11 protein-coding genes and 1 pseudogene are annotated in these 11,358 nt (G+C 63.3%); 9 read left to right on the top strand and 3 right to left on the bottom strand.

All coding sequences use genetic code 11. The features are described 5' to 3' along the window. From J0M27_RS16130 to J0M27_RS16110, 5 genes and pseudogenes are all read left to right on the top strand, one after another. A pseudogene (locus J0M27_RS16130) lies at nt 1–489 on the top strand (SDR family NAD(P)-dependent oxidoreductase); the annotation flags it as partial. Beyond that, complete coding sequence (locus J0M27_RS16125; protein WP_294993889.1) at nt 477–893, top strand: CopD family protein; 417 nt, start codon at nt 477–479, stop codon at nt 891–893. The pseudogene J0M27_RS16130 and the gene J0M27_RS16125, both read left to right, overlap by 13 nt. Before the next feature lie 349 nt (nt 894–1,242). After that, complete coding sequence (locus tag J0M27_RS16120) at nt 1,243–1,896, top strand: HNH endonuclease signature motif containing protein (protein WP_294993887.1); 654 nt, start codon at nt 1,243–1,245, stop codon at nt 1,894–1,896. Between the two features lie 117 nt (nt 1,897–2,013). Next, the gene (locus tag J0M27_RS16115) at nt 2,014–3,066 is read left to right on the top strand and encodes a hypothetical protein (protein ID WP_294993884.1); all 1,053 of its coding nucleotides are present in this window, start codon (nt 2,014–2,016) and stop codon (nt 3,064–3,066) included. Between the two features lie 841 nt (nt 3,067–3,907). Then, nucleotides 3,908–5,077 carry a THUMP domain-containing protein gene (locus tag J0M27_RS16110; RefSeq protein ID WP_294993881.1) on the top strand — a complete coding sequence of 390 codons (1,170 nt, stop codon included), beginning with the start codon at nt 3,908–3,910 and terminating at the stop codon, nt 5,075–5,077. Nucleotides 5,078–5,226: 149 nt separating this feature from the next. Here J0M27_RS16110 and J0M27_RS16105 read toward each other — a convergent pair whose 3' ends face one another. The 3 genes from J0M27_RS16105 to J0M27_RS16095 all read right to left on the bottom strand — a co-directional run bounded on the left by J0M27_RS16105 (nt 5,227) and on the right by J0M27_RS16095 (nt 8,734). Continuing rightward, a complete protein-coding gene (locus J0M27_RS16105) occupies nt 5,227–6,129 on the bottom strand; it encodes a hypothetical protein (RefSeq protein ID WP_294993878.1) in 903 nt (300 codons plus the stop codon). A 297-nt stretch (nt 6,130–6,426) separates the two neighbouring features. Then, nucleotides 6,427–7,563 carry a PilT/PilU family type 4a pilus ATPase gene (locus J0M27_RS16100; protein WP_294993875.1) on the bottom strand — a complete coding sequence of 379 codons (1,137 nt, stop codon included), beginning with the start codon at nt 7,561–7,563 and terminating at the stop codon, nt 6,427–6,429. Between the two features lie 127 nt (nt 7,564–7,690). Then, entirely contained in the window at nt 7,691–8,734 is a 1,044-nt protein-coding gene (locus J0M27_RS16095) for a type IV pilus twitching motility protein PilT (RefSeq protein WP_294993872.1), read from the bottom strand. Nucleotides 8,735–8,780: 46 nt separating this feature from the next. On the opposite strand from J0M27_RS16095, the gene J0M27_RS16090 reads away from it, so the two are divergent. From J0M27_RS16090 to J0M27_RS16075, 4 genes are all read left to right on the top strand, one after another. Next, on the top strand, nt 8,781–9,476 hold the full coding sequence (locus J0M27_RS16090; RefSeq protein ID WP_294993870.1) for a YggS family pyridoxal phosphate-dependent enzyme: 696 nt from the start codon (nt 8,781–8,783) through the stop codon (nt 9,474–9,476). Continuing rightward, nucleotides 9,473–10,285: a pyrroline-5-carboxylate reductase gene (gene proC / locus J0M27_RS16085; RefSeq protein WP_294993867.1), complete on the top strand. Its 813-nt coding sequence runs from the start codon at nt 9,473–9,475 to the stop codon at nt 10,283–10,285. The genes J0M27_RS16090 and proC overlap by 4 nt, the downstream gene beginning before the upstream one ends. A gap of 185 nt (nt 10,286–10,470) precedes the next feature. Then, on the top strand, nt 10,471–11,049 hold the full coding sequence (locus J0M27_RS16080; protein WP_294993864.1) for a YggT family protein: 579 nt from the start codon (nt 10,471–10,473) through the stop codon (nt 11,047–11,049). Next, nucleotides 11,046–11,339, top strand: coding sequence for a DUF167 family protein (locus J0M27_RS16075; protein WP_294993861.1), 294 nt, complete (start codon nt 11,046–11,048; stop codon nt 11,337–11,339). Before J0M27_RS16080 ends, J0M27_RS16075 begins: the two co-directional genes overlap by 4 nt. Nucleotides 11,340–11,358: the final 19 nt, after the last annotated feature.

The raw sequence follows: 11,358 nt of genomic DNA, 5'->3' as shown, positions 1-11,358 counted from the left end.
GAACGCCGCCTGCGCCGCTTCGGTCGCCAGCGCGGGCGCCGCTGCCAGGTCAGCATCCTGCGCGCGCCGGGCATCTATGCCGGCGACCGGCTGCCGCTGGAGCGCCTGCAGCGCGGGCTGCCGCTGATGCTGCACGCCGACGATAGCCACACCAACCACATCCACGCCGAGGACCTAGGGCGCGCCTGCATCGCCGCGCTGGCCCGCGCGCGACCCAACCGCGCCTACAACATCAGCGACGACTCGGCGCTGGCGATGGGCGAATGGTTCGACGCGCTGGCCGACGCCTTCGCCCTGCCGCGCGCCCGGCGCCTGCCGCGCGAGGAAGTGCGCCGCGCGGTACCGGCGATGCAGTGGTCGTTCATGAGCGAATCACGCCGGCTCGACAACGCCCGCATGAAGCGCGAGCTGCGACTGCGCCTGCGCTATCCGACCGTGCACGACGGCATCGCCGCCGCGAAACAGGGAATGACGCCATGCTCTGGGTAAAAACCTTTCACATCGTCTTCGTCACCAGCTGGTTCGCCGGACTCTTTTACCTGCCGCGCATCTTCGTGAACCTCGCCATGGTTCCCGCCGACAGCGTGGCCGAACGCGAGCGCCTGCTGCTGATGGCGCGCAAGCTGTTCCGCTTCATGACCCCGCTCGGCGTGCTTGCCGTGGCGCTCGGCCTCTGGCTGTGGTTCGGCTACGGCTTCACGGGCGGCTGGCTGCACGCCAAGACTGCGCTGGTGATCGGGCTGGCCGCCTACCACGCCTGGTGCGGCATGCTGCTCGCCGAATTCACCGGTGGCAGTTCGATCAAGAGCCACGTATGGTTCCGCTTCTTCAACGAGGTGCCGGTGCTGGCGCTGGTCGCCGTCTGCTACCTCGTGGTGCTGAAGCCTTTCTGAACCGTGAGTGCGGGAAACCACCTCGCCTCACTTGGATTGCCGTAGCGTCAGCGCCGACTTTTGACGTCATTCCCGCGTATGCGGGAATCCAGCTTCGATGGGACATGCCGGGACTCGCCCCGGCGAGCGAGGTACTTTCCTGTTGCGCGGCAAGAAAGTAGCCAAAGAAACGCGGCAGCTCCTTCCGGCCACTTCCCGTCATTCAATAGCTATCCCCATAGCAGTCATTCGGCATGGAGTAGTATGTGACTTGGATCTTTCTTCATGCAGGATTTTCGGGAGAGTTTAGTTGGCACAATAGTAAGTCGACTTGCCGAATCCTTTGATAAGCGGACATTTTGCTTGACGTGTGTTCCAGGTTCTGCAACAAGCCGTCTGCGAAGCCCTGCAACATTTCTGCCCGTTTCACGTTAGCTATAAGGAACTCCGCGTGGTCACACGAACCCAAATTCTCGCTGCGTTTCGGCGCTTTGAAAAAGGTGATCGTCCTTCTTCGCATCGGAAACCGAAACGGTGGTTCGTCCAAGGAAATTCCTCGCGACTCTACCCGCTCAAGCTCATCTACTCGCTAGCTACTGAGCTTCCTCCACCACGTTTTCATACCAATGACGCCAAGCGCGAGCTAACAAGCATCGGGTTCATAGTTGTGGATGTGACTACCGCAGATGAAGTTGGAGACCACTTTGAGGACGCCGTTCGTTGGTCTCTCGCAGATCCAGCTCGCAGAAGGGAGCGGCTAAGCAAGGCTTCGGCGCATGCGCCGGAGCAGTTTGTCATCCAGCGAGTATTTCAACGAAACCCTGACGTTGTTGCAGAAGTTCTTTCACGCGCAAAAGGGGTCTGCCAAGCTTGCAAGAAACCGGCGCCGTTTCTCAAGAAATCGGACGGCGAACCGTACTTGGAAGCTCACCACGTCAAGCAGTTGGCTGACGGTGGGGAGGACACCGTCGAAAATGCCATCGCGGTTTGTCCAAACTGCCATCGCAAGGCTCATTATGGCTAACCCATCAGTCACCGGACAGCCCGAGATGCAGCGCTACGCGCAGCTCTTGGATGCCCTCCGCGCTTTGTTAGGCTGCACAGAAACCACTATGCGTCGCACAGCTTGGAGTATTCAACAGTGAAGTCTCTGGTCCTAGTGCTCGGTGCAGGTGCAAGCAAGGAGGTGAGCCTTCCAATCGGAACGGAACTCAAGTCCGACATTGGCCGCTTGCTTGACATACGCTTCGAGCACGGGCTTCGGCAAGCGAGCGGTGACTACAAAATCGCAGAGGCACTTCGCCTGATCGCGTCCAAAGAGAAGGAGCAAACCAGGAATATCAATCCGTTCGTGCACATGTGCTGGCGCATCCGCGATGCGATGCCACAAGCGATATCAATCGACAACTTCATTGACTGCCATGCTGATGAGCCGAAGATCGCCGTTTGCGGCAAGCTGGCGATTGCCCGGGCGATTCTGGCGGCTGAGGGGAAGAGTACCCTGACCATCAATGGGAGAAACATCCACAACAAGCTCGACTTCGCGAGGAACGCCAAGACTTGGTTCAACAGCTTCTTCCAACTGCTCACTGAGAATTGCCGCGCTGAAGATTTGCCGGCGCGCCTTCGCAGCGTCGGAGTCATTACGTTCAACTACGACCGATGCTTCGAGCACTATCTATTCAACGCAATCCAGAACTACTACGGCTCCAGTGCTGATAAGTCCGCTGAGCTACTCACAAACCTGGAGGTTCACCACCCATACGGTATGGTTGGCAGTCTTCCATGGATGCGGCGGCAAGCCTCGATTGACTTCGGAGCCGACATACATGTCAATGAGTTGGTCACCGTGTCGCAACAGCTCAGAACCTTCACTGAAGGTACCGACCCGACTGTCAGCGACATCGATTCAATTCGCGCCACTGTCGCTGATACGAAGCGCCTAGTTTTCCTCGGCTTCGCCTTTCATCGTCTGAACATGGAACTGCTATTCGGCACCAGTGGATCATCGATGAAAAAGACCACGCAGGGCGTCTTTGGTAGCGCGTTTGGGATCTCCCCAAGCGACTGCAAAGTGGTCGCCGATGAGCTTTCATCTCACACAGGGCTGAACATTGGCCCGATTCAGCTCCGAAATGACCTAACCTGCGCAACGCTCGTTCAAGAATATTGGCGCAGCCTCTCGTTGGTCTAACATGCATGTGAGTGAAGGGCAGCGTAACCATCCCCCGGCAAAGCCGGGGGCTTTCGGGATTGCGGCCCCCTCAAAGGGGGCTTATCGCAATCCAAAGTCGAGAACCCCGTGAAACAACCGCCGCGAACATATGCAATCCTGCAACAGCAGATTCCGGCACTCCAGAAAATGTCAAACTGCTACTGTCACCCCGGCAGAGCCGAGGGGCTTCCTGACTTGGCTAAAACCTTCAATCGAGCGGACGTCAAAACGACTGCGCCTTTTGGACGCCACTCATGTCGAACTTTGAACTTCTGCTTTCCCAAGCGACTAACTTCCGCTTAGGGCACAGAACGGATGTTCCAACTCATCGACCTCCGGCCTTCTTTCTGCACCGCAGCCGCAATGCGACGGTCTTCCTTCTCCTCTGACCCGCCGAGCGAGGAAGGTTCGCCGGGGGAAGTCCGGGCACTTTGTTCGACGCCGGCCGCTTTTAGGCCGGCTAGTTTAGCGACCGGCCCGGCGGGCCTTCCGCAGAGAGGGGTGGGCGCGGGTTTTCGCAAGGCCGATTGATTGGCCTTGCGCCGCGCGAACGGGCGAGCCTCTGGCGAGCCCTCCGCCGTCAGGCCGTGGAAGCGGGGCGCGCTTCTTTGGGTACTTTCTTGCCGCGCAGCAAGAAAGTACCTCGCCCGCCGGGGCGAGTCCCGGCGACCTTGCATTGCTTCTGGATTCCGGCTTTCGCCGGAATGACGGAACATCAAGAGTCGGCGCTGGCGACACGGCGATCCAAGCCGTTCCGATGCACTCGGACCAAACCAATTGCAACGATAATGTCGGCGTCGACCGCCACAGGACTCCCGCCGTGAACCACTATTTCGCCACCTGCCCGCGCGGCCTCGAAGCGCTGCTCGCGGAAGACCTCGTCCAAGCCGGCGGCAAGGAGGTGGCGACGGTGCCGGGCGGGGCCAGTTGCAGCGGCGGCATCGACACCGGCTACCGCATCAACCTCGAATCGCGCATCGCGACGCGCGTGCTGTGGCGCGTCGCGCGCGGCGCCTATCGCAACGAAGCCGACATCTACCGACTGGCCCACGACATCGACTGGACGCGGCTGTTCTCGGTCGATCGATCGATCCGCGTCTATGTCACGGCGATCCGTTCGCCGCTGAAGAGCATCGAGTTCATCACGCTCAAGGTCAAGGATGCCGTCTGCGACCGCTTCCGCGCCGACACCGGGCGCCGCCCCAGCGTCAATACGAAGAACCCCGAGGTGCGCATCCACCTCTTCATCACCGCCGACCAGGCCACGCTCTACCTCGACACCTCGGGCGAACCGCTTTACGTGCGCGGCCACAAGCTGGCCAAGGTCGGCGCGCCACTCAAGGAAAACCTCGCCGCCGGCATCCTGCGCCTTTCCGGCTGGCAGCCCGGCACCGCCCTGCTCGACCCGATGTGCGGCAGCGGCACCTTCCTGCTCGAAGCGGCGCAGATGGCGCTCGACGACGCGCCCGGCCTCTCGCGCGAGCCGGGCGACTTCGGCTTCGAACACCTCAAGTCCTTCGATGCCGGCCTCTGGCGCACGTTGCAGCGCGCCGCCGCCGAGCGCCGCCGCGAGGCGCGCGCGCTGCCGCTGTATGGCAGTGACATCGACGCCGACGCCGTCGCGCGCACGCGGCAGAACCTAGCCGGTGCCGGGCTGGACGACCTCGTCACGCTGGAAAGGGCCGACCTGCTGAGCCGCACCGCCCCCGCCCCGGCCGGCGTGCTGGTGGCCAACCCGCCCTACGGCGAACGCCTGGGCAGCGAAGAAGAACTCGCCGCCTTCTATCCGGCGCTGGGCAATGCCCTCAAGCAGCATTTCGCCGGCTGGAGCTGCTGGTTCCTCTCCGCCGACACGCGCCTGCCGAAACTGATCCGCCTGCAAACCTCGCGCAAGATCCCGCTCTTCAACGGCGCGCTCGAATGCCGCCTCTACAACATCGAAATCGTCGCCGGCGGCAACCGCCGCGAACGGGGGACTGAAGGGGGCTGAGCAGCGTGTGGCGACGGCATTGCCGCGAGGCGAGGGTGGAGAGGTAAATGTTTCCGAATCCCCAGGCTCCGAAAGTCAGATCACTCGGAGGTAGGCCGGCTTTACGGTTTTCCGATGGTCGCCGGCACGGCGCGCGCCATCGGACGGGATCACTTGAAGTACAACTTCGCCAACAGGATAAGCACAATCACGGCAATCAGATACTTGTTGGTCGCCAGCATCATCAAGAGATCGATAACGCGCTTCAGCAGGCTCCCCTGCCAGTCCGGGCCGGCGCGGTCTCGCTGACGGTCCGCCGTCGGGGCAGGCCCCTGCCGGCCGAGTGCATCGCGCGACGAGATCGGGTTGCTCCACGCGTCGCCGCCGACGTTGATTCCTACATCGGCTGCCTGGACCCGGCGAAAGGCCTCGTCGAATCGGATCCCACACACTTTCGCCATGTCCAGCGCACGTACCGAGCGATTCAGGTCGATCAGGAACATGACGTCGCTCGCCGCCTCCCATGGCAACCCCTTGCGCCCGCCGTCGCGCGAATCGACGATCAGCGTATTGAGGAAGGCATCCAGTTCGCGCGACCCCCAGGTGCCGCAAATCTTCTTCGTCAGGTGTTCGATCGACTCGATCGCCGCCTTGGCCTCGACCCTTTGCGGGGGCGATGAGGTCGCTTTGGCGTCGATATCGATGAAGGTGAAGTCGGCGAATGCCCCCCCGCTGCTCGACGCCGTCCGGGCTGCGTCCGCCGACGTCGAGCCGGTGCGTGCGCGGATCAGGTCGGCGATTTCCGGCAGCAGATCGAGGCACCCGAACCTGGCCAGCGTGGAGACGTATGAGCTCTGCGAATCCGTCAGGTTTGGCGTGAGTTCCTCGTAACGCGCGGCAAGCAACTTCGCGACCTCCTCCCAGCCGACTTCGCCCTGCTTCGCCAGGATGTCGGAAAACGCGGAGCCAAGGGATGTAAGGGCTTCCGCCCAGCCCGGAAGATCGCCCTCCCCCAGCGCCATCAACAGCGCGGGTTCCGCCAGCCTTCGCGCGTCGTCCTGACGGTTGCTCACTGGCGGCCTCGCGGCCTGCAAGCACTGGACCCGCTGTCCCGGCAGCCCCCCCGATCTCCCTTGTCGAGCCCGCTGCGATCGGCATGAAGGTTCCGCCTGAGCCTGCCTTTCCGATCGTTCCGAGCCTGTCGAAGGAGGGGCGCGCGGTGCTTCGCCCGTCCGGCAAGCCGACGGCTCGGCCCGAACGGTGGTTTCAGGTTCACGAACGCCGACTCAACAGGCACTGCTTGGGATATCCCCGCGACGATGGGTACCCCGTGGCTATTGAGGTCCCTCATGGCCGGGCCTCATGTCTTTTCAGACGATGTCGAGGTGCTGGATCCCGGCGTTGCGGTCCATGTCCTGCGATTCCTTGCTGTGCAGCTTGATCATGAGGCGCACTTCGTTCATCGAGTCGGCGAAGCGAAGCGCGTCGTCGTAGCTGATGCGACCCTCCTCGAACAGGTCGAACAGCGCCATGTCGAAGGTCTTCATGCCGAGCTCCTTCGACTTCTTCATGATTTCCTTGATGCCATGGACCTCGCCCTTGAAGATCAGGTCGGCGATCAGCGGCGAGTTGAGCAGGACCTCGACCGCGGCGGCGCGCCCCTTGCCTTCCTTGACCGGGATCAGTCGCTGGGAAACGATGGCCTTGAGGTTGAGCGAGAGGTCCATCAGCAGCTGCGGGCGGCGTTCCTCGGGGAAGAAATTGATGATGCGGTCGATGGCCTGGTTGGCGTTGTTGGCGTGCAGCGTGCCCATCGCCAGGTGGCCGGTTTCGGCGAAGGCGATGGCGTGCTCCATGACCTCGCGATCGCGGATTTCGCCGATCAGGATCACGTCCGGCGCTTGGCGCAGGGTGTTCTTCAGCGCGATTTCCCAGGAGTCGGTATCGACGCCGACCTCGCGCTGCGTGATGACGCAGTTGCGGTGGTCATGCACGTACTCCACCGGGTCCTCGATGGTGATGATGTGGCCGTAGCTGTTCTGGTTGCGGTAGCCGATCATCGCCGCGAGCGAGGTCGACTTGCCCGAGCCCGTGCCGCCGACGAACAGCACCAGCCCGCGCTTGGTCATCGAGACGTCCTTCAGCACCGGCGGCAGCTTGAGGTCCTCGAACTCGGGGATCTGGACGTTGATGGTGCGCATGATGATGCCGACGCGGCCCTGCTGGACGAAGGCATTTACGCGGAAGCGCCCGATGCTGGCGGGCGAAATGGCGAAGTTGCATTCCTTGGTCGCCTCGAACTCGGCGGCCTGCTTGTCGTTCATGATCGCGCGCGCCAGTTCCTGCGTGTGCTGCGGCGACAGGGGCTGGGTGGTGGCCGGCGTCATCTTGCCGTCGATCTTCATGGCGGGCGGAAAGCCGGCGGTGATGAAGAGGTCGGAACCCTTCTTCTGCATCATCATCGTCAGCAGCTGGTACATGAACTTCAGGCCTTCATCGCGTTCCATGAGTCAATCTCCGGTTGTTTCTTCGTACGACAGCCGCGCCAGCGGCTCTAACTTTGTCACCTCCCCCGCGAGGGGGAGGCCGGGAGGGGGCGGGCCCCTTATTGCGATAAAGACAATTACCCGGTCATCAGACCGGGAAATTGTCTTTATTCGCGGCCTTGCTGCGCGCCTCGACGGGCGAGATGACCTTCTTCTTGACCAGGTCCTGCAGGTTCTGGTCCAGCGTCTGCATGCCGAATTGCTGGCCGGTCTGGATCGCCGAATACATCTGCGCCACCTTGGCCTCGCGGATCAGGTTGCGGATTGCCGGCGTGCCCACCATGATCTCGTGCGCGGCGACGCGGCCGGTGCCGTCCATGGTCTTGCACAGCGTCTGCGAGATGACCGCCTTCAATGATTCCGACAGCATGGCGCGGATCATTTCCTTTTCCGCCGCGGGGAAGACGTCGATGATGCGGTCGATGGTCTTCGCCGCCGACGAGGTATGCAGCGTACCGAACACCAGGTGGCCGGTCTCGGCGCCGGACATGGCCAGCCGGATGGTTTCCAGGTCGCGCATTTCCCCGACCAGGATCACGTCCGGGTCTTCGCGCAGCGCCGAGCGCAGGGCGTTGTTGAAGGACAGCGTGTGCGGGCCGACCTCGCGCTGGTTGATCAGGCACTTCTTGGTTTCATGGACGAATTCGATCGGGTCCTCGACGGTGAGGATGTGGCCGTACTCGTTTTCGTTCTTGTGATTCACCATCGCCGCCAGCGTGGTCGATTTGCCCGAACCGGTCGGCCCGGTGACCAGCACCAGTCCGCGTGGCTGGTCGGCCAGTTCCTCGAAGATCTTCGGGCACTTGAGCTCTTCCAGCGTCAGGATCTTCGACGGAATGGTCCGCATCACGGCTGCCGCGCCGCGGTTCTGGACGAAGGCGTTGACGCGGAAGCGCGCGAGGTTCGGGATCGCGAAGGAGAAGTCGCATTCGAGGACTTCCTCATAGATCTTGCGCTGACCGTCGTTCATGATGTCGTAGATCATCGCGTGCACGTCCTTGTGTTCCATCGGCGGCAGGTTGATCTTGCGCACGTCGCCATGGACGCGAATCATCGGCGGCAGGCCGGCGGAAAGGTGCAGGTCGGATGCCTTGTTCTTGACCACGAAGGTGAGCAGTTCTGTGATATCCATGAGCGCTTTCCTGTAGTTGGGCTGCGATATACTTTGCAGACGCTATATGACATCAATCGCCGCCAACTTGCAAGCCGTGCGTGCGCGCATTTCCGCCGCCTGCCTTGCCGCCGGGCGCGCGCCCGATTCGGTGCAATTGCTCGCGGTTTCGAAAACCTGGCCGGCGGCCAGCCTGCGCCGGGCGGTCACGGCCGGTCAGCGCGCCTTCGGCGAAAACTACGTGCAGGAAGCGCTCGACAAGTCCGCCGAACTGGCCGACTGCGACCTGGAATGGCATTTCATCGGCCCCCTGCAGAGCAACAAGACGCGGCCGGTGGCCGCGCACTTCGCCTGGGTGCATTCGATCGACCGCCTCAAGGTGGCGCAGCGGCTTGCCGCGCAGCGCCCGGCGGGCATGGCGCCGCTGCAGGTGTGCCTGCAGGTGAATGTCTCCGGCGAAGCGTCGAAGGGCGGCTGCACGCCGCAGGAGGCTCGCGAACTGGCCGTCGCCATCGGCGCCTTGCCGAATTTGCGGCTGCGCGGCCTGATGGCGATACCCGAGCCCACCGACGACATGCAACTGCAACGGCGCCAGTTCGGCCTGTTGCGTCGGACGCTGGAAACGATCGATCGCGACGCCGGCCTTGCGCTGGACACCTTGTCGATGGGCATGAGCCATGACCTCGAAGCAGCGATAATGGAAGGTGCCACCATCGTGCGCATTGGCACGGCAATTTTCGGACAGAGGCAATACACACCATGAAAATCACCTTCATCGGCGGCGGCAACATGGCCGTCGCCCTGATCGGCGGCCTGCGCAAGCAAGGGTTCTCCGCCGCCGGCATCCAGGTGGTGGAGCCCTTCGCCGCATCGCGCGAGAAGCTCACCGAAGCCTTCGGCGTGCGCTGTACGGCCGCGGTCGATGCCGCCACGCTGGACTGCGAAGTGCTGGTGCTGGCGGTCAAGCCGCAGCAGATGCGGGAGGCGGTCGCCCCCTTGCGCGGCAAACTGGGCACGCAACTGGTGGTCAGCATCGCCGCCGGCCTGCGCATGGCCGACATGTCGCGCTGGATGGGTGGCTACGCGAACCTGGTGCGCACCATGCCCAATACCCCGGCGTTGATCGGCGCCGGCATCACGGCGCTGTGCGCCGACCCGAGCGTGGATCGCGACGGCCGCGCCCACGCCGAGAAAGTGCTGCAGGCGGTGGGCCGCACGGTCTGGATCGCCGACGAGACGCAGATGGACGCCGTTACCGCCATGTCGGGCAGCGGCCCGGCCTATGTCTTCTATTTCCTCGAAGCGATGGAGGCGGCCGGTATCCAGCTCGGCTTCGATGCCGCCACCGCGCGCCAATTGAGTATAGAAACCTTCATCGGTGCCGCGCGCCTGGCCGAGCAGAGCAGCGAATCGATATCCACCCTGCGCGAGCGGGTGACCTCGAAGGGCGGCACCACCGAGGCCGCGCTGCTGTCCTTCGCCGCCAGCGACATCGCCGGCGCCATCGCCAAGGGCATCCTCGCCGCCGATTCGCGCGGCCGCGAACTCGGCGACGTGCTGGGCAAAGATTAGTCACTGAAGGCCAAATCATGACGCATCCTGCAAAGAACTTCGAGCGAAGCGAGCCAATCAGTCACCTCCCCGTGAGGGGAGGATGGGAGGGGCGGGCCTTCAATTCGCCTTTCCGGCCAAGCATCAGGGTTCTTCATCGAAGCCTTCCCTGTTGGGTTCCGGCTTGGCCGGCTTAAGGCGCAGCGATGCTGGTCCAGATCCTCCTCTTCGTCCTCGACAGCATCTGCGGCTTCCTGTCGCTGGCGCTGCTGGTGCGCTTCGCCATGCAGTGGGCGCGCACTCCCTTCCGCAATCCGCTGGGACAGTTCGTGGTCGCCGTGACCGACTGGATGGTGCGCCCGGTGCGCCGCCTGGTGCCCGGCCTGTTCGGTCTCGACATGGCGAGCCTGCTGCTGGCCTGGCTGTGGCAGGTGGCCTACCAGGGCGTGGCGCTGGGCTTCAGCGGCGTGCTGGCCGCCGTGTCGCCAGCGCCGACTCTCGTGGTCGCGGCGCTGGCACTCCTGGAAGTGGCCAAGTTGGGGCTTTACCTTGTATTCGGCGCGGTGTTGGTGTCGGCGGTGTTTTCCTGGGTCAATCCCCATGCGCCGCTGGCCGACGTCTTCAACACGCTGACCCGCCCCCTGCTGCGCCCGTTCCGCCGCATCATTCCGCCGGTCGGCGGCGTTGACCTGTCGCCGCTGGCGCTGCTGCTGGTGCTGCAGATCGCCCTGTTCGTGATCGCGAGCCTGCGCCACAGCGTGATGCCGCTGATGCTCATGCAATGAGCTGGCTTCTGGCCGACGGCGATGGCGTAATCCTGCGCCTGCACGTCCAGCCCGGAGCGAAGACGACGGAGGTCGCCGGACCCCACGGCGATGCCCTGAAGATCAAGCTCGCCGCACCGCCGGTGGACGGCAAGGCGAATGCTTGCCTGGTGAGGTTTCTTGCCGACCGCCTCGGCATCGCCAAGACCGCTGTCGATCTGCTCGGCGGCGAGTCGTCGCGGGCCAAGCGGGTGCGCGTGGGCGGCGTCGATGCGACGCGGGTCAAGCGGGTCTTCGCGATCGCGGACTGATGCCGGAGGCCGGGCCGGC

The organism is Sulfuritalea sp., assembly GCF_017302275.1.
In the GTDB taxonomy this organism is placed as follows: domain Bacteria; phylum Pseudomonadota; class Gammaproteobacteria; order Burkholderiales; family Rhodocyclaceae; genus Sulfuritalea.
This window is presented reverse-complemented; position numbering and strand designations above follow the sequence as displayed.